This is a genomic window from Aquimarina sp. AD10 (assembly GCF_003443715.1).
Classification (GTDB): Bacteria; Bacteroidota; Bacteroidia; order Flavobacteriales; family Flavobacteriaceae; genus Aquimarina; species Aquimarina aggregata.
In genome coordinates, this window is sequence record NZ_CP031965.1 from 2,831,363 (window position 1) to 2,850,130 (window position 18,768).

At 33.4% G+C, this 18,768-nt stretch carries 15 protein-coding genes and 1 riboswitch; of the genes, 3 read left to right on the forward strand and 12 right to left on the reverse strand.

Translation table 11 applies throughout. From position 1 onward, the window contains the following. Positions 1-4: 4 nt before the first annotated feature. Entirely contained in the window at positions 5-685 is a 681-nt protein-coding gene (locus tag D1816_RS11765; protein WP_118503064.1) for a haloacid dehalogenase type II, read from the forward strand. On the opposite strand, the gene metF is transcribed toward D1816_RS11765, so the two are convergent. The 6 genes from metF to D1816_RS11795 form a co-directional block, all read right to left on the reverse strand. Continuing rightward, entirely contained in the window at positions 682-1,635 is a 954-nt protein-coding gene (metF, locus tag D1816_RS11770) for a methylenetetrahydrofolate reductase [NAD(P)H] (RefSeq protein ID WP_118503066.1), read from the reverse strand. The genes D1816_RS11765 and metF overlap by 4 nt on opposite strands. A 98-nt stretch (positions 1,636-1,733) precedes the next feature. After that, positions 1,734-2,207: a DinB family protein gene (locus D1816_RS11775; RefSeq protein ID WP_118503068.1), complete on the reverse strand. Its 474-nt coding sequence runs from the start codon at positions 2,205-2,207 to the stop codon at positions 1,734-1,736. Positions 2,208-2,219: 12 nt separating this feature from the next. Next, complete coding sequence (gene metH, locus D1816_RS11780) at positions 2,220-4,916, reverse strand: methionine synthase (protein ID WP_118503070.1); 2,697 nt, start codon at positions 4,914-4,916, stop codon at positions 2,220-2,222. Between the two features lie 3 nt (positions 4,917-4,919). After that, complete coding sequence (locus tag D1816_RS11785) at positions 4,920-5,921, reverse strand: homocysteine S-methyltransferase family protein (protein WP_118503072.1); 1,002 nt, start codon at positions 5,919-5,921, stop codon at positions 4,920-4,922. A gap of 160 nt (positions 5,922-6,081) precedes the next feature. After that, positions 6,082-6,184: riboswitch (SAM riboswitch) on the reverse strand. 256 nt (positions 6,185-6,440) lie between these two features. Beyond that, positions 6,441-7,301 carry a hypothetical protein gene (locus tag D1816_RS11790; RefSeq protein ID WP_118503074.1) on the reverse strand — a complete coding sequence of 287 codons (861 nt, stop codon included), beginning with the start codon at positions 7,299-7,301 and terminating at the stop codon, positions 6,441-6,443. Between the two features lie 271 nt (positions 7,302-7,572). Then, on the reverse strand, positions 7,573-9,132 hold the full coding sequence (locus D1816_RS11795; protein WP_233565289.1) for a family 16 glycosylhydrolase: 1,560 nt from the start codon (positions 9,130-9,132) through the stop codon (positions 7,573-7,575). 451 nt (positions 9,133-9,583) lie between these two features. On the opposite strand from D1816_RS11795, the gene D1816_RS11800 reads away from it, so the two are divergent. Further along, positions 9,584-10,039 carry a cytochrome c oxidase assembly factor Coa1 family protein gene (locus tag D1816_RS11800; RefSeq protein WP_066316838.1) on the forward strand — a complete coding sequence of 152 codons (456 nt, stop codon included), beginning with the start codon at positions 9,584-9,586 and terminating at the stop codon, positions 10,037-10,039. Here D1816_RS11800 and D1816_RS11805 read toward each other — a convergent pair. Further along, complete coding sequence (locus D1816_RS11805) at positions 9,993-10,313, reverse strand: 2Fe-2S iron-sulfur cluster-binding protein (protein WP_066316840.1); 321 nt, start codon at positions 10,311-10,313, stop codon at positions 9,993-9,995. The genes D1816_RS11800 and D1816_RS11805 overlap by 47 nt on opposite strands. Positions 10,314-10,695: 382 nt before the next feature. Between D1816_RS11805 and D1816_RS11810 the strand changes: the two genes are divergently transcribed. Next, the gene (locus D1816_RS11810; RefSeq protein WP_118503079.1) at positions 10,696-12,654 is read left to right on the forward strand and encodes a spondin domain-containing protein; all 1,959 of its coding nucleotides are present in this window, start codon (positions 10,696-10,698) and stop codon (positions 12,652-12,654) included. 138 nt (positions 12,655-12,792) lie between these two features. Here the strand turns inward: D1816_RS11810 and D1816_RS11815 are convergent, their stop codons facing one another. The 5 genes from D1816_RS11815 to D1816_RS11835 all read right to left on the reverse strand — a co-directional run bounded on the left by D1816_RS11815 (position 12,793) and on the right by D1816_RS11835 (position 18,733). Further along, a complete protein-coding gene (locus tag D1816_RS11815) occupies positions 12,793-13,848 on the reverse strand; it encodes an NAD(P)/FAD-dependent oxidoreductase (RefSeq protein WP_118503081.1) in 1,056 nt (351 codons plus the stop codon). Beyond that, the gene (locus D1816_RS11820; RefSeq protein WP_066316851.1) at positions 13,841-14,437 is read right to left on the reverse strand and encodes a bifunctional precorrin-2 dehydrogenase/sirohydrochlorin ferrochelatase; all 597 of its coding nucleotides are present in this window, start codon (positions 14,435-14,437) and stop codon (positions 13,841-13,843) included. Before D1816_RS11820 ends, D1816_RS11815 begins: the two co-directional genes overlap by 8 nt. Positions 14,438-14,458: 21 nt before the next feature. Continuing rightward, positions 14,459-15,232, reverse strand: coding sequence for a uroporphyrinogen-III C-methyltransferase (gene cobA / locus D1816_RS11825; RefSeq protein WP_066316853.1), 774 nt, complete (start codon positions 15,230-15,232; stop codon positions 14,459-14,461). Positions 15,233-15,286: 54 nt separating this feature from the next. Beyond that, positions 15,287-17,377: a HEPN domain-containing protein gene (locus D1816_RS11830; RefSeq protein ID WP_118503083.1), complete on the reverse strand. Its 2,091-nt coding sequence runs from the start codon at positions 17,375-17,377 to the stop codon at positions 15,287-15,289. Positions 17,378-17,485: 108 nt separating this feature from the next. Beyond that, entirely contained in the window at positions 17,486-18,733 is a 1,248-nt protein-coding gene (locus D1816_RS11835) for a sulfate adenylyltransferase subunit 1 (RefSeq protein ID WP_118503085.1), read from the reverse strand. Positions 18,734-18,768: the final 35 nt, after the last annotated feature.

The following is an 18,768-nucleotide window of genomic DNA, read 5'->3' on the forward strand; positions in this document are numbered from 1 at the left end:
AATTATGACTTCTTTTACTTTGGCTTTTGATATTTATGGAACCTTAATCGATACGACATCAATAGAACATTCTGTAAACAAAATTATTGGAGACTCTTCTAAATTGTTTACGCAAACTTGGCGTAATACTCAATTAGAATATTCATTTAGACGGGGTTTAATGAATTCTTATGTCGATTTTTCAATTTGCACAGAGCAAGCTCTTGACTATACATGCAAGAAACTAAACGAACCTCTTACCAGCCAACAAAAAAAAAATTTATTAAATGAATATAAGACACTACCTATTTATCCTGATGTAATACAAGGTTTAAAACTACTTCAAAATACAAATCATAAAATATATGCATTTTCAAATGGTAGTAATCAAGCTATCCAAAATCTAATTAAAACTGCCCAAATTGATCAGTTCATTAATGGATCAGTTAGTGCAGAAGATGTAAAGATATTTAAACCAAGTCCGATTGTTTATCGGTACTTTAATACAAAAACAGATTCAACCAAAAATATGACTTGGCTAATATCAAGTAATCCATTTGATATTATTGGAGCCTCGGCATATGGCGTGCGTACAATATGGGTTCGGCGATCTTCAGAATCAGTATTTGACCCTTGGGGTATTATCCCAACCAAAACAATCGGTTCACTTATCGAATTGAAAGAAGTTTTAGATTCTTCTATTTAAAATATAGCACTTGCAATTTTCTTAATATTATCTGATTTACCCATAGAATAATAGTGCAGCACTGGTACTCCAAAATCCATTAGTTCTTTAGATTGTTGTATCGCAAACTCAATACCCACTTCTCTTACTTCGGCATTATTTTTACACCCTTCGATTGCTCTTACAAGATCATCTGGCATATCTAATTTAAAAACTTGAGGTAATAATTGCAAATGTCTCTTTACCGCAGCTGGTTTAATTCCAGGTATAATAGGGATATTTATACCTGCAGCTCTTGCTTTTTCTACAAATGAAAAATACTTTTTATTATCAAAAAACATTTGAGTCACAACATAATCTGCTCCTGCATCTACTTTTTCCTTTAGTCTACGAATATCTGAGTCCATTGAAGGAGCTTCCATATGTTTTTCTGGATATCCGGCTACTCCTACACAAAAATTGGACTTATTATTTGTCTCAATTACTTCATGGAGATATTGTCCTTTATTCATATTGGATATTTGTGTAACCAATTCGTTAGCATATTTATGTCCTCCTTTGGTGGGAATAAAATACTTTTCTTCTTTCATAGCATCACCACGCAAAGCCATTACATTATCAATTCCTAAATAATGACAATCCACTAAAAGATACTCTGTCTCTTCTTTAGTAAATCCACCACATAATACATGAGGGATTGTATCTACATTATACTTATGCGTAATAGATGCACAAATCCCTAATGTTCCTGGTCGCATTCTTGTTAGTTTCTTATCCAGTAATCCTTCTCTATCTATATATATAAATTCTTCTCGAGATGTTGTTACATCAATAAAAGGTGGATTAAATTCCATTAAAGGATCAATATTATCATACAATTCTTGAATGCTTCTCCCTTTTTGAGGTGGTATTAATTCAAAAGAAAATAATGTTTTCCCTTTAGCCTTTTCTATATGCTCTGTTACTTTCATCTATTCTTTTATTCTTATTCTTAAATATTGATCCATTCTTTTGCAATAAGTATTTTATCCAAAAAACGAAATCAAAAATTACTTTCTTTACTATTTAATTACTTCTTTAACTTACTATATAACATATTAATCTGTCCCAGATGATACAAATCATGTTGTAGTAAACCTCTTATCATATATTCATTACTATAGTCTTTGCCAGCAGCAAACTCATATAACCATGAATCTGGTTTTTCAGATACTAATCGGCATAGTAGTTCTTGAGTTTTTATAAGTTCACCTATACATTTTTCCTTTTCTTCTTGAGTAATTACTGAGCTATTTTTTCTCCAATCTTTTTCAGAATTTAACTCGATACTGAATGTTTCATTATTCTTGACTTTCTCAATAATAAACCAACGCCAATCTATAATATGATAAACAAGTTTTGCGATCGAATTTGAACTATTCTCTAAATTTTTGTTCCAAAATAGCACAGGAATCAACTCCAGAGATTTTAATACTGACGTACCATACCAAGGCTTTCCTTCAAAAACTTCTTCAAGTTGTGTAATACAATCTTCTATATCCATATGCTTTAGATTTTAGGTATCGATCAGGTTAGGGTTAAGCCATTTTTTTGCATACTCGAAATCGATCTTTTTTCTACTTGCAAAATCTTTTACTTGATCTTCTTTTATCTTACCTAGCCCGAAATATCGAGCTTCTGGATTGGCAAAATAATATCCTGATACTGATGCTGCCGGCCACATAGCCAAACTTTCTGTTAGCTCGACATTAATTCGTTCTTTTACCTCTAGTACTTCCCATATTGTTAATTTTTCTAAATGATCAGGGCATGCAGGGTACCCAGGCGCGGGTCGAATTCCTTTATAATTTTCTTTTATCAATTCTAAATTTGTCAGTTTTTCATCGCTAGCATATCCCCAATCTTCTTTACGCACTTTCTCATGTAAATATTCAGCAAAAGCTTCTGCCAATCTATCCGCCAATGCCTTTATCATTATAGCATTATAATCATCATGTTCGGCTTCAAACTTTTCTGCAAGTTCTTTTGTACCAAATCCGGTCGTAACACAAAAACAACCTATATAATCTTGTATTTCACTTTCTTTTGGTGCTATAAAATCAGATAATGCAAAGTTTGGCTTTCCTGCATGTTTTTTTAGTTGTTGACGTAACGTTCTAAATTTGAAATTACCTTTGTTAGAAGACAGCTCAATATCATCATCATTAACACAATTAGCCTCAAACAATCCATAAACAGCTTTAGCTCCTAAAAGCTTTTGATCAAAAACTTTTTGTAATAGTTCTTGCGCATCTTTAAATAAAGAAGTTGCTTGCTCTCCTACTATTTCATCTGTTAGAATACCAGGGTATTTGCCATGCAAGTCCCAAGATCTAAAAAAAGGAGTCCAATCTATATAAGGTTCAAGTTTTCTAAGTTCTAAATCTTCAATTACTGTACTACCAATCTTATTGGGTTTTGTAATCTTAGCAATAGACCAATCAATTTTATATTTGTTTTTACGGGCTTCTTTAATGCTTAAGTATTCTTTCTTTTTTGTTCTTTTTAAAAATCCTTCTCTAAATTTTTCATAGTCATCCTTAAGATTTCCTATGTATTTTTGATTGATCCTTTTATTTAACAAATCTCCTACTACTGTAACTGCTCTTGAAGCATCATTTACATGAACTACTGCATTTTTATATTGTGGATCTATTTTAACTGCCGTGTGTGCTTTAGAAGTTGTTGCACCTCCTATTAATAGCGGAACCTTAAAATTCTTACGTTCCATTTCTTTTGCCAGGTACACCATTTCATCCAAAGATGGAGTAATCAAACCACTTAAACCAATAACATCTACTTGTTCATCAATAGCCGTTTGTATAATCTTTTCTGGAGGCACCATTACACCAAGGTCTACAATTTCATAGTTGTTACATCCGAGTACTACTGAAACAATATTTTTTCCAATATCATGAACATCACCTTTTACAGTTGCCATTAATACTTTACCAGCATTTTCTTTACCGTTAGAAGATGTTGGGTTTTTCTTTTTTTCTTCTTCGATATAAGGTAATAGATGAGCAACTGCTTTTTTCATTACACGAGCAGATTTTACTACCTGAGGTAAAAACATTTTACCTGATCCAAATAAATCACCCACAACGTTCATCCCCACCATTAAGTTTCCTTCTATAACCTCGATGGGTTTATCTGCTTTTTGTCTCGCTTCTTCTACATCTTCTACAATATATTGATCTATACCTTTTACTAATGCTCTTGTAATTCTGTTTTGTAAAGGTTCTTCTCGCCAAGAAAGATCTACGGTCTGTTCTTTTTTTGTTCCTTTTACAGTCTCTGCAAAATCAAGTAATCGTTCTGTTGCGTCATCTCTTCGATCAAGAATCACATCTTCGACATGTTCTAATAAGTCTTTAGGGATATCATCATATACCTCTAGCATTGCCGGATTTACGATCCCCATATTCATCCCAGCTTTAATAGCATGATATAAGAACACTGAATGCATAGCTTCTCGCACAGGATTGTTTCCTCTAAATGAAAAAGAAACGTTACTTACACCACCACTCACACTACAATGGGGGAGATTTTCTCTTACCCATCTCGTAGCTTCTATGAAATCTATGGCATTTTTCCGATGTTCATCCATTCCTGTTGCCACGGGAAAAATATTTAAATCAAATATTATATCCTCGGCTGGGAATTTTACTTGATTTACTAATATATCATACGATCTTTTAGAAATTTCTATACGTCTTTCATAATTATCTGCTTGTCCAACCTCATCAAAAGCCATTATGATTACAGCCGCTCCGTATCGTTTAATTGCCTTTGCATGCGTTATAAATTCTTTCTCTCCTTCTTTAAGACTTATTGAGTTGACAACGCATTTTCCTTGTACTACCTGCAAGCCCGCTTCAATAATTTCCCATTTAGAGCTATCGATCATAATAGGTACTCTAGCAATATCGGGTTCGGCCATAATTAGGTTAAGAAAACGCACCATGGCCTCTTTACCATCAATTAAACCGTCATCCATATTAATATCGATAACCTGTGCTCCTCCTTCTACCTGATGTCTTGCTATATCAAGAGCTTCATCAAATTTTTCTTCTTTGACCAAGCGTAAAAACTTACGTGATCCAGCCACATTTGTTCGTTCTCCAACATTAATAAAATTAGTGTTAGCCGAAACTATCATAGGTTCTAAACCAGAAAGTTTGAGATATTTTCTTTTTCCTTGCTTACTCATAAACTATGCGATCACACCCACGGTTCTAGGTTTATAATTCTTAGCCAGTTCGGCTATAGCCGAAATATGTTCTGGTGTTGTCCCGCAACATCCTCCTATTATATTGACTAGACTTTTGTCCATATATTCTTTGATCTGTTCTGCCATTTGTTCTGGTGTTTCATCATATTCACCAAAGGCATTTGGTAACCCTGCATTGGGGTGTGCTGATACTGCAAAATCAGCTTTTTGCGCGAGCACTTCTAAATGCGGTGTCAACTGATTTGCACCTAAAGCACAATTAAAACCAATTGATAGCATAGGAATATGTGAAACTGAAATTAAAAAGGCTTCAGCTGTTTGACCAGATAAGGTTCTACCACTGGCATCGGTTATGGTGCCACTTACCATAATTGGGATATCTATATTTTTTTCTTCTTTCACTTCTTCAATAGCGAAAAGTGCTGCTTTCGCATTAAGGGTGTCAAAAACAGTTTCAACTAATAAAATATCTGACCCCCCATCTACGAGAGCTTCTACTTGCTGCTTATACGCTTTCCTTAAGTCATCAAAAGTTACTGCTCGATACCCTGGATCATTAACATCGGGCGACATGCTAGCTGTTCTATTTGTAGGACCAATAGATCCTGCAACAAAACGGGGTTTATGTGGCTCTTTTGCCGTAAACTCATCTGCTACTTCTTTAGCAATCTTTGCCGATTGGTAGTTTAATTCATAGACCAAATCTTCCATTTCATAATCGGCCATTGCTATTGTCGTACCCGAAAATGTATTTGTCTCTACAATATCAGCTCCAGCTTCAAAATACAATGCATGTACTTCTTTTATAGCAGCGGGTTGAGTAATGCTTAATAAATCATTATTTCCTTGCACAGGAACATGCCAATCTTTAAAGCGTTCTCCTCTAAAATCTTCTTCTGTAAATTTATGCCTTTGCAACATTGTACCCATTGCCCCATCTAGCACAAGGATTCTTTCTTCTAAAATCTTCTTTATATCTTTCATAGTAATTTCTTAGGTTGATTAAAATCAATCCTAATTTTAAAATATGACAATGAAACATCACTACAACATAGGCGTATCATTATCAAAAATTTATTCCCTTAAAAAGGAGTTGAATTATATCAAGAAAAATAAATGGAAAATATAGTATAACTATGAATCTTCGTTATCTAGTCCCAGGGGGATAGAATGTAGCACCTTCTTCATTAGATAAAGGGTTGCTAAGGCATCATAGGGTCTATTCCCTCCACCTTTCTTGATAACAGTAAAAATGTATATGAGCTGAACGATTCCTCGTTCTTATAATTAGACCACAAAGAAAAGACATAGTGGTTTGTTGTGCAAGTTTATTTTGAGATTTTATATATAGAACTCATCTTGACTTTTTCTATTTCCTAAGAAATGGCTAAAATTTGTACAGATCGCATCTCATTTTCGGTTAAAAATAAAAAGGCAAGATGAGTTCATAAAGAAAAAGACCTTCTTTTGAGAAGATCTTAAATTTTTAGTATTCGAGATATACTATCTCCAGAGTCGTCCTCCGCCAAACCCTCCGGTATTATGACCTAGAGTTATATAATTTGGTCCTTCTACGTGACCTCTAAGAATTCCACCTGCACTATTAGCACTTCCTTTTGGAACATCTATCCAATCTAACCATAACCCTCCGTAAACATTGCTCCCCCAAGCAATGTTAGACCAAGCGGGTTGTCCGTTTCTAAAATTACGTTCACCAAACCATATAATCTGATTATGAATTTGTCTTATGTAATAAATACCTCCATCATCACCAACCCATCTTCCTGTTAGATTATTCTCATCATTGCGAACACCAAATCCTGCAATTCTTGGGCGCGGTAGATTTGTAGGCTTAGTTGTTTTTGTCCAATTGGATCCCCCAAAATTAGCACCAGAAACTTTTGTGAAACCACTACCAAAACATTTAACGGATAACACTAAACTTCCTAATCCTTGAATACTTCCTTTGGGAACATCATAAAAAGCTCCAGTTATTGTTTTTCCGTCTATAGTACCTCTAAATACATTTGCCCATATCCCAGATGGATGTTCTCCAAACCAATATATCTTGTTCCCAATATGTCTTACATAATAATGTCCTCCATCATTAGCAGAGTAGTAACCCGATAAATTTGGTATAATTGAACACCAGTCTATATCAATAATATCGATATCTATAATATCAATTCCTTTCTCTTCTAAATACTCTATTTTTGCTTGTTTCAGAAAATCATCTTGCTCTGTAATTATAGCCTCTGATTTTGTGTCAAGAATTGCTTCTTTTTCACAATTTGTAAATAATAATACACTTGCTAACAGCGTGGTTAAAACAGGATATTTTAACCCAAAAAAGTTTGTTTTCATAATTATTGATTTTTGTTGCACGTCCTAAAACTAAAACAATAACATTCTATAAAACAGAGGAGAATGCCCTATTAACACCTAAGTGTATTACATTAATTTTAAAGGGTTAAAAGACTGAATAAATACCTTAATTTATGATACTAATGAAATGGAACTAGTTTATTATTCTTATGTTAGTATCAAAAAAATCGCAGTAATTCTAGAATTACTGCGATTTATATTATAATACTTACGATCTAAAAGTAATTATTACCTTTTAAAGTGAATATTATTATCTAAAATTTAAACGTTCTAATGTTTCTATATCATTCATTTTAACTTTTAAGATATATATACCATTACTAAAACTTTTTGATCTATCAAATAATTTTAAGTCGTGGCTACCGGCTTTAAAAGTTCCTAAATTACTCTTTAGTACTTGTTGTCCTGCGATATTATATAAAGTAACAGCGATTTTGGTTTCTTCTTGTAATTCAAATGACATATTTAGAGTTCCGTTAGCCTTTATTGGATTTGGGTACGTTGTAACTTTACGCTCTAAAGGTGCATTATCTGTAGTAAACTCTTTAGATTTATTAAGTCCGTTAATAACGAACTTCTCCCATGATCCTATTGCATTTCTATTACAATTAATTCCATTATTACTTCCATTCTCATGACTCACGTATTTACCATTATTTCCTCTAATTGCGTACACATTACCCCCTTGAGGCACTAGGGTAAATTTTTCCCATGCTCCAACAGCATTACGGTTGCAGTTCATGGCTTTTTTACCATCTTCTGAACTCACATATTTACCATTGTTCCCTTTAAAACTTACCGTACCATTACCTTCAGATTTAACTATAAATTTTTCTTGTCCTCCAGCTGAATTGCTTACGGCTCTCATCGATCTATTCCCATTTTCTGAGCTTATAAATTTATTTATTGACTGCCCTTTCATAGTAACTGTTCCACTAGATCCTGGATCTGGGTTACCTCCACAATTAGAATTACAATCAACTAATTTATAAGAACGCACCCAGTCATAAAGTGTTGTACGATTAGCTGCAGAATCATTCATACCGTCTGCACCTGCCTTAGGAGGGTTCCAGTCATAAGTCTCTACAACCATTCGTAAATACATTGGAAGATTAAAATCTGCAGCAGGGGTTACTTTATTCACAAACTTACCATCTAGATAAAACAATACCTCAGTTTTACTTTTCCACCATACCCCATAGGTGTGATATGCTTGCCAAGATTGTCCACCAAGTGCAGCTTTAGCTCCTTTTATTCCTACAGGAGTACTATTACAAGAAGTACCTCTACTATGCGTATTAGAATTCATGTTTCTAATCGTATTATTCACCCAATTTGCTCCGTTACTATTAACCCCTACAGTTTCTGTAATGTCAAGTTCTGTAGTTCTAAAATCGCAACCCGTAAACTCGTTTCGTTTATTGATTAACCAAAAAGTAGAAGACATGAATGTTTTATTAGCTTTCATTCGCGTTTCGTAATACCCATACAAACTTCTTGTTTTAGCTCTTACAAGTCCACCGCTGTGGGTCCATCCATTAAATGGGTTTGATTTTTTCGATGCTGAAATTTTAAGGTTTCCACCTGAAACAGATACTGAAGATGTTTCAAATCTTGCAGGTCGTCTACCCTCCCACTGTGGATCATTTATTAACCATTTGGAAGTATTCAATGAATTTCCGTTAAATTCATCTGACAAGACGTCTACTTTTTCCCATTTCTTCCCGTTTGGAGGGGTGGGTTGTGCTATTGTTAGTTGGAATCCAACAATACATAATACCAGTAAAATTGTGTGTTTTAAGTTTTTCATAATTGTTAATTTTATGTGTAAAAAGTTGATATACATAAAATTACTACGAACAACTACATATAAACCATAACAAATGGTTAGAAATCAACCATAAATAATCTAAATATTATTTAAAAAATTAACTAAATTATTGTCATATGCTCCAAAAAACCATTCTTTTTATAACGATATCAAAAAACTGTATTTTACACCATTACTTCCAAAAATTTAAGGGTTACAAAAGTGATACATTAAATAGAAAAAAGGATACAAATGGTGTACATTCGACCTATACCTTAACTTCTATATATTACTCACTTTCTTTTCATCTTTATCCTTTTTCATAACTTAATCATATAGATCTCACATACAACCCGCAACATACAAAGGTTATCTAACGTCTTTATTAAAAAAATGAAGTTAATTGATACATATCATTAAAGTATAAATATTAGTCATAATTCTACGGCTTATGAATGAAGTTTCTTATAAAAAAAATTGGTGGAATCGAAATTGGAAATGGGTACTACCTTTACTATTGGTAACAATATTTACATCTACTTTTTTTGTAATGACAGGAAATGCAGCATTTAGATACGGTTCTGTTTTTATACAGCCAAACCTGATAGAACATGCTTTAGAAAAAGCTAGAAAAAATGATCAAGTAATTAATAAATTAGGTGTACTATATCCTCACGATTTTTTTAGACTTCTAGAGGGAGATGTAGCGTACTCAAATGATACTACTAAAGTTGCTATCACTGTAGGTATTAGAGGCCCTAAAGGAAAAGGGAAATTAGATATTATTGCCTACCGAAATGGACAAGAATGGAAATATGAAAAAATAGTGGTGCGAATAAAAAAACCTAAAAAAATAAGTATTATGATTCTGGAGCAAGCTCAATCTCTAATCCATCCAAATCAGTAGTAATAGGTATTTGACAACCTAATCTACTATTATCTTCTACATAAAAAGCTTCAGCTAACATTAAATCTTCGTCCTGCCCCATTTCTGGCAGTTGATGATCTGATAAAACATAACATTGACATGAAGCACACATTGCCATACCACCGCAAGTACCTTCGACAGGTAATTCATAAGCTTTACAAACCTCCATTAAATTCATTGCCATATCAGTTGGCGCTTGCAATTCATGCACTACTCCTTCTCTATCTTTTATTTTTATTGTAATATCTGACATATATCAAAATTTCTATTTGCAAATATAATCAAAGACTAAAGTATAGTACTCTTTTTTTATTGTTATTCTCTCTTGGTAAATAACGAACTTCTATTGCTCTTTTGTAACACAATTTTGTATTCAAAACGAAACAAATTTCTTACATTATTTCTATAATATTTTCCTAATACATCTTTGAAATGTTTTTTTGTTACGGCTTCAACATATTTTAACAACGCTTAATCCATATAACTGATTATCAGTGAATTAAAAACAAAACCTTAATCATTCTAATAATCAATAATTTACATTTTTATTCGAAAAATTGGTCGTTTTTCTTGTAAGTCTATTTTCACGTATACGTCTGAATATTCTATTATTAAACCAATTTAAATATATTCACATGAAAAAACTAACTTTTCAAATTTCGCTATTTCTAATAGCGATTTCGACGTACGGCCAATCCACAGCAATTTATGATGTGGTCTTTACCAGTAACTGGGAAGCTCATGGTCCATTACCTGGGGCAAATGCACATTTTACAGAATTAGTTGGTGCTACCCATAATAGTAACATTACTTTTTTAAGAAATGGAGGGATTGCAACACTTGGAGTCGAAAGAGTTGCAGAGACCGGATCAAATGGCACATTTAATGCTGAAGTAAATACCGCTATAACTGCAGGCAATGCAGATCAGTATATCGAAGGCCCTAATCTTTTTTTTAATGGAACCTTAAGAACGATCACTATAAAAGATCTATCTGTTAATAGTGATTATCCTCTTGTATCCTTACTATCTATGATCGCCCCTAGTCCTGATTGGATGATTGCAGTAAATAGTGTTTCTTTATTAGACAGTTCTAACGAATGGATTCAAAGTATATCTTTGGATATATTTCCTTATGATGCTGGTACCGAAGAGGGAACAACTTATTCTTTAAACAACCCTGCTACAGACCCTAAAGAACCAATCTCTAGTCTTAGAGGTATTGCTCCTTTTAATTCTCAAAAAGTAGGCACATTAGTTTTTACACTAACATCTGTAAATGGTGGTGGTTCTAATGAATGTTCCGGAAATGTAAACACTTTTCCTTATGCAGAAAGTTTTGAAAGTTCTATTGGAGACTGGAGTCAAGCAACAACAGGAGATGATTTAGATTGGACCGTTAATACTAACGGAACCCCATCTAATGGTACTGGACCGAACAATGCTGCAAATGGAACATCTTATATTTATGTGGAAGCCTCAGGAAATGGAAATGGATTTCCTAATAAAAGGGCAATTCTTAATTCGCCTTGTTTAGACTTATCTAATGTATCGACTCCAACATTATCTTTTCAATACCATATGACTGGTTCTGCAATAGGAAATCTGGCCATAGAAGCTAGAACTAATAATGACGGAGCTTGGACTACTGTGTTTAGTAGAACAGAGGCTCAAGGAACAGACTGGAACATTGCAGAAGTAGATTTATCTAGTTATGCTGGGAATTCTAGTGTACAACTACGTCTTAATACTGTTACTGGAAATAGCTGGCAAGGTGATGTTGCAATTGACGATCTTAGTATAACCGAATCAACCGGAGGTGGAAATACCTGTGAAGCTATTAATTTTAATAATTTTACTGTTAATGCATTCTCTAATCAAGATAACGCAGGAAATTCTTCGATTACTGATCAAGGCGCAAGTCTATCTTTATCAAACAATACTTGGAAATTTATTGCAATGGATTATACTGTAACTGCAAATACTATGATGGAATTTGATTTTAGCAGTACATCTGAAGGTGAAATTCATGGAATAGGCTTCGAAAATGACAATCAATTAACCTCTTCCAGATATTTTAAAGTTTATGGAACTCAAAATTATGGCATTACAAATTATGATAATTATACAAGCGGAACCATCACTTATAAAATACCCGTAGGTGATTTTTATACAGGTAATATGGATCGTCTAGTTTTTATTAATGACAATGATGCAGGTAGTGGTAATGGTTCTGTATTTACCAATGTAAAAATTTACGAAGGTTCTTGCGGAACTACATCAACTAAAAGTTTGGCAACAAACTTGGACAAAACATCTATAATTTTAGGAAATGAAGATGAAGACACAGGAATAGAAATAAAGATTACACCTAATCCAACAACAGATCAATTTACACTTCATATTCCTGATATAACTGAAGAAGCGACTGTATCAATTTACTCGATTCAGGGCGACATTAAATCACAAATCAATTTAACTTCTGGAATACACACGATATCTACCAAAAACTTAGCTCTTAAACCCGGTATATATCTTGTTAAAGTGGCGCATAAAGGCAAAGACTTAGTAATGCAAAAATTAATAGTACAGTAATATCATTTATGTTGTTACATCAAAGTGCCTCGATAAATATCGAGGCACTTTTTACTTTTTAATTATATATTTAAATAAAAAATGGCACGAATACGTATTCGTGCCATTTTTTGTGTATCAATTTTTAAATAATAAACACTATACAATCGCTTTTACTACTTCTTTTTTAGCTTCTTTTTTACTTCCATCAAATCCTTCAACACCACCAACAGTAGTATACTTCATAACGTACTTTTTGTCTGGAAAAATTCTTTGGTATGCACTCTGACACATAATTGCGGCTTCATGAAAACCAGAAAGAATTAATTTAAGCTTTCCTTTATATGTATTCACATCTCCTATTGCATATATCCCTGGGATATTCGTTTGGTAATCGTAAGAGTTATCTACTTTAATTGCATTTTTTTCGATCTCTAGTCCCCAATTTCCTATAGGTCCTAATTTTGGTGATAGACCAAATAAAGGAATAAAGTAATCTGTATCAACATGAATATCACCTTCTGTTTTATGTTTAATCCCAACTCCGGTAACGTGATCATCTCCTTTTAGCTCTTTTACTTCGGCTTCTGTAATTAAGTTTACTTTTCCTAGTTTAGTAAGCTCTGCCACCCGTTCTACAGAATCTAAAGCTCCTCTGAACTCATTTCTTCTGTGCACTAAGGTTACCTCACTAGCTACATCGGCTAAAAATATTGTCCAATCTAGCGCAGAATCACCACCACCAGCAATTACAACTCGTTTATCTCTATAAACTTCAGGATCTCGAATAATATATGCTACTCCTTTATCTTCAAAATCAGTAATATTTGGAATAGGCGGTTTACGAGGTTCGAAAGATCCTAATCCACCGGCAATAGCTACTACAGGTGCATTATGTTTAGTACCTTTATTTGTTGTTACTAAAAATGTATCATCTTCAAGTTTTTCGATAGTTTCTGCACGTTCTCCTAAAGTAAAACCAGGTTCGAAAGGCTTAATTTGTTCCATTAAATTATTCACTAAATCTCCAGCTAAAATCTCTGGGAAACCAGGGATATCATAAATTGGTTTTTTAGGATATATTTCAGAACACTGTCCTCCAGGTTGCGGTAAAGCATCTATTAGATGTGTTTTTAACTTGAGTAATCCTGCTTCAAAAACAGTAAATAATCCTGTTGGTCCTGCTCCGATTATTAAAATATCAGTCTTAATCATTTTCAACTTCTTTTTTTCCTATTAATCCTTTAGTAAATTCGTTAAGTGTCTCCACTTTTTCTTCGAAATCACCTTTAATTGTTTTTCTATATTCGTTTAAATTTTTAACTAAATCATCAATATTTTCAGGAACTACTTCCTCAAAAAACTGACGTAGTCTTTTGGCTGTTGTTGGCGACTTTCCGTTAGTCGAAATAGCCACTTTGACATTACCTTTGGTTACAATTCCGCCCATATAAAAATCACAATACGGTGGATTGTCTGCTACATTAACCAGTTTACTTCTTTTCCTGCAGTCTTTATAAACTTTTACATTCACCTCAGGTATATCAGTAGTAGCTATCACAATATGTTTTCCTTTCAAAAAACGTCTATGATACTTCTTTTTAATCATTACAACTCCAAATTTATCTGCTAAAGCGATTGTATCTTTTCTGAACATAGGTGAAACTATGGTCACTTTGGCATCTGGACTTGATTTTAATAAGAACGTAAGTTTTTCTTCTGCGACATTACCCCCTCCTACAATTAGGATTTCAAGGTTTTTGACTTTTAAAAAAACCGGATATAAATTATTTCTCTCTTCCATCTTTATAGCTATCCTGAACTATCAAGATACAATTTCTTCTTTTACTTCTTTGTAAATCGAAGCTAATTTTACTCTTTGCTTCACTACTTCACCTATAACAATTATAGCCGGGGATGATAGTTTTTTCTCTAAAACTACTTTCTCAATAGTCTTTATCGTACCAAATCCAAATTGCTCATTATCTTTGGTTCCGTTTTGTATAATTGCGACTGGAATATCTTCTTTATTTTCGGCTGCAAATATACTAACTATTTCAGATAACTTACTCATTCCCATTAAAATAACCACAGTTGCATTTGATTTAGCTGCCAGGCAAACATCCTGTGATAGTTTATGAGCTTTGGTAGTTCCTGTAATCACCCAAAAACTTTCTGAAAATCCTCTTTTAGTTAATGGTATCCCTTGATATGCAGGTACTGCATAAGAAGATGATATCCCCGGAACCATATATGTTTTTATTCCAAATTCTTGTACATAATCAATTTCTTCTGCTCCTCGTCCAAAAATAAACGGGTCACCGCCTTTTAACCTTACAACGTGTCCATGACTTTTAGCCCTGTTAACTATAAGATCATTGATTTGTTCTTGTTGATAGGCATAACATCCTTTTCGTTTGCCCACAAATATTTTCTCTGCATTAGGAGCATATTGCAGCAATGATTCATTAATGAGCGCATCATACAATACCACATCTGCAGATTCTAAAGCTTTAATTGCCTTTAACGTAATTAAGTCTGGATCTCCTGGTCCAGCTCCAACTACTGTCAATTTAGGTATTTTAATATTTGTTCTCATTCTTTAATCTATCTATTACTCGTTACCTGAATACTATTCAAGTTGATAAAGATATTACACATTTTCTACTTCAAGAGCTCTAAACGCTTGCACTTTTTGTAAAAATTGCTCTGCTTTTTTGATATAATCTACTGCAAAGTCCTTGCTTGGTGCATTTTTCTGAAGTTGGTATATCAAATCAGCAAATGTTCCTTCTAACTTTATTTTACCACTTGCTACAAATTCTTCATCAAACTGACTGATGATTCCTGCATGCGTATTTGTTTTCTTATTTTCTGCAAGTAATAATGCTTTTGCCGAGTTTACAAGAGAGCTATAGGCATGATATATAGCATCAGAATAAATCTCGTTTTCAAAAGAATACTTTGCGTTAGCAATTTTTTCTTCACTTTCTAAAAATAAAGTTGCGATTAAATCAATCACCACTCCAGCACATTCTCCTATTCCTATTGCTTTTACGTATTCTTCTTCTGTACCCCAATCGATAAAGTCTTCTTGAGTCAAGTTTTCTACATTTGATAAATCGGTAAGAAAATCATAAAAATATTTCTCTCCTTTATCTTCATAATACTCTACAAAAGTTTTATCATTTGCATTTGCTTCAAAATCATTTAAAATTCTACGCAATGCTTCAGGTCCTCTTCTACTTGGTATTTTTACAACTTTATCTGCAAAACGCCCTTTACCATCTCCTAAGTTTCCACCTCCCAATAACACTTGTAATGCTGGGGCTACTAATTTATCTTTAGTACGAACAGACATTCCTTGAAAACCGATATTAGCCATATTATGTTGCCCGCAAGCATTCATACATCCACTAATTTTGATTACCAAATCTTCTTTTTCTAAGTATTGAGGATATTCTGTTTTGATCACGCGTTCTAGTTCTTCTGCAATACCAGTACTACTTGCTATTCCTAAATTACAAGTATCTGTTCCTGGACAAGCTGTGATATCTACTGCTTTGTTATATCCTGCTTCTACAAATCCTAATTTTTCTAATTCTTGATAGAAAAGTGGTACTAAATCTTCTTTTACAAAAGGAATTAAAATATTTTGTCGTAACGATAATCTAATTTCTCCTGCCGCATATTTATCTACGAGATCAGCTAATAACCTAGCTTTATCCGTATAGAAATCTCCTAGTAAAACTTTAATTCCTATCGCTACATACCCTTCTTGTTTCTGTGGAATTACATTTGTGGTTTTCCAGAGGTCAAAAGATTGTTGATTTTTAATTTGTACTACTGGCGCCTCTATAGATACTGGCTTAGAAACTTTATACGCTTCTGCATCGATGGCAACTGTCTTTTGTGCAATTGCTTTTTGCTCTGCTTCTACTAATTCTTTAAATGCTTCTACTCCTATATCTTTTACTAAGAATTTCATTCTTGCCTTAGCTCTACTTTTACGTTCGCCATGACGATCAAACACTCTTAATACTCCTTCCATTAAAGGAATAATTTTATCTGTAGGTAAAAAGCTATACAATTCATCTGCATGTCTTGGTTGTGAACCTAAACCTCCTGCCAGCATTACTTTAAAACCTCTAACTCCATTTTCGATTTTAGCAATAAAGCCTAAATCATGCATATAAGATAAGCCTGTATCTTCTTCGGTTCCTGAAAAGGAAACCTTGAATTTACGTCCCATTTCTTGGGATATAGGATTTCTTAAAAAGAAACGAAATAATGCATCTGCATATGGTGACACATCAAATGGTTCTTTTGGATCTATACCTGCAGTTTCTGAAGCTGTCACATTACGCACCGTATTACCACAAGCTTCTCTTAAAGTAATATCATCTCTTTCTAATTCTGCCCAAAGTTCTGGAGTTCTATTTAGATCAACATAATGAATCTGAATATCCTGACGCGTTGTGATGTGTAATCTTCCTCTCGAATACTCATCAGACACCTCACTAATTCGTCTCAATTGATTACTTAACACTTTACCATAAGGTAATTTGATACGAATCATTTGTACACCTTCTTGTCGCTGTCCGTAAACACCACGTGCCAGACGAAGACTACGAAATTTCTCTTCATCAATCTTACCCTTATGAAATTGCTCTATTTTATTCGCTAATTCTATAATGTCTTTTTGGACAATTGGGTTTTCTATTTCTGTTCTAAAACTTTGCATCTTTTTTCGTATTTCATTACTTTAAAAAAACTCATAATTATGACTTTTGTGTAAAGATTTTTTTATTCTAAAATTCCTGTTTTTCTTCCTCTCGACAAAAGGCTTTTATCACTCAATAAAGCCCACTCCCGAAGTGTTATTTGTTTGAGAATCTATCAATATAAACGAGCCTGAAGCTTTATTCTTACTATAAGAATCGACAGCTAAAGGTTTGCTTAACTGTATTTGTACTTTTCCTATTTCGTTTAAACTCAATGAATTTTTATCGGTATCCTCTCCAGAAAAATCGGTAGCCACAGTACCACTTATATTTTTAACTTTTGCTAGTATTCGACTACTACCACTTTGGATAAAATAATTTGTCCCTGGATTTAGATTTTTACTATCCATCCAACATACTGTAGCGGTTAATTGTTTTTCTACTCTTGGTTTTTCTGAAGATTTCACAATCATATCTCCTCTACTTACATTTACATCATCTTCTAGAGTTACGGTACATGAACTTCCTCTACCTGCGGTATCAAATTTTTGATCAAAAAAGAAAATCTCTTTTACTTTTGATGTAGTTAATGATGGTAATACTGTCACCTCATCACCTACTGATAAATCTCCTCCATACAATTTACCTGCATACCCTCTAAAGTCATGAAACTCATCTTTCTTAGGTCGTATTACAGTTTGAATTGGAAAACGCACTTCTGCTTTCTCATATACATCTTGTGCATCTAGTTTTTCTAAATGTTCAAGCAATGTCTGCCCTTTATACCAAGGAGTATTTTGAGAAGCATCTACGACATTATCTCCTTGTAAAGCACTTACTGGTATAAATGTTATATTTTGTTCTTTATAATCACTTTTCTCTATTAATTTTTCAAAATCAGCTTTTATAGCTTCATACTTTTCTTGAGAAAAGTCTACTAAATCCATCTTGTTAACTGCAACAATTACATCTTTTACTCGAAGTAAATTATTGATAAAAAAGTGGCGGTATGTCTGTTCTATTACCCCTTTACGTGCATCGACTAAAATAATCGAAGCTTGTGATGTAGAAGCACCGGTAACCATATTTCTTGTATACTCGATATGTCCTGGAGTATCAGCAATTATATAACTTTTTGTTCGCGTTGAAAAGTAGATATGGGCAACATCAATAGTAATACCTTGTTCTCTTTCTGCAACTAATCCATCTGTTGCTAATGAAAAATCAAGATAATCAAAACCATTAGCTTTACTTCTGGTTTCTATAGCCTCTAATTTGTCTGTTGTTAATGATTTTGTATCATACAAAATCCTTCCGATTAAAGTACTTTTTCCGTCATCTACACTTCCTGCAGTTGCTATTTTTAATACGTCCATAGCTATTATTATTTCTCCTTATGGGAGTAGTATTC

Excerpts from the sequence above, each read along its gene's own strand:
- D1816_RS11765 (WP_118503064.1), top strand. The coding sequence starts at position 5 with ATGACTTCTTTTACTTTGGCTTTTGATATTTATGGAACCTTAATCGAT.
- metF (WP_118503066.1), bottom strand. The coding sequence starts at position 1,635 with ATGAAAGTAACAGAGCATATAGAAAAGGCTAAAGGGAAAACATTATTT.
- D1816_RS11775 (WP_118503068.1), bottom strand. The coding sequence starts at position 2,207 with ATGGATATAGAAGATTGTATTACACAACTTGAAGAAGTTTTTGAAGGA.
- metH (WP_118503070.1), bottom strand. The coding sequence starts at position 4,916 with ATGAGTAAGCAAGGAAAAAGAAAATATCTCAAACTTTCTGGTTTAGAA.
- D1816_RS11785 (WP_118503072.1), bottom strand. The coding sequence starts at position 5,921 with ATGAAAGATATAAAGAAGATTTTAGAAGAAAGAATCCTTGTGCTAGAT.
- D1816_RS11790 (WP_118503074.1), bottom strand. The coding sequence starts at position 7,301 with ATGAAAACAAACTTTTTTGGGTTAAAATATCCTGTTTTAACCACGCTG.
- D1816_RS11795 (WP_233565289.1), bottom strand. The coding sequence starts at position 9,132 with ATGAAAAACTTAAAACACACAATTTTACTGGTATTATGTATTGTTGGA.
- D1816_RS11800 (WP_066316838.1), top strand. The coding sequence starts at position 9,584 with ATGAATGAAGTTTCTTATAAAAAAAATTGGTGGAATCGAAATTGGAAA.
- D1816_RS11805 (WP_066316840.1), bottom strand. The coding sequence starts at position 10,313 with ATGTCAGATATTACAATAAAAATAAAAGATAGAGAAGGAGTAGTGCAT.
- D1816_RS11810 (WP_118503079.1), top strand. The coding sequence starts at position 10,696 with ATGAAAAAACTAACTTTTCAAATTTCGCTATTTCTAATAGCGATTTCG.
- D1816_RS11815 (WP_118503081.1), bottom strand. The coding sequence starts at position 13,848 with ATGATTAAGACTGATATTTTAATAATCGGAGCAGGACCAACAGGATTA.
- D1816_RS11820 (WP_066316851.1), bottom strand. The coding sequence starts at position 14,437 with ATGGAAGAGAGAAATAATTTATATCCGGTTTTTTTAAAAGTCAAAAAC.
- cobA (WP_066316853.1), bottom strand. The coding sequence starts at position 15,232 with ATGAGAACAAATATTAAAATACCTAAATTGACAGTAGTTGGAGCTGGA.
- D1816_RS11830 (WP_118503083.1), bottom strand. The coding sequence starts at position 17,377 with ATGCAAAGTTTTAGAACAGAAATAGAAAACCCAATTGTCCAAAAAGAC.
- D1816_RS11835 (WP_118503085.1), bottom strand. The coding sequence starts at position 18,733 with ATGGACGTATTAAAAATAGCAACTGCAGGAAGTGTAGATGACGGAAAA.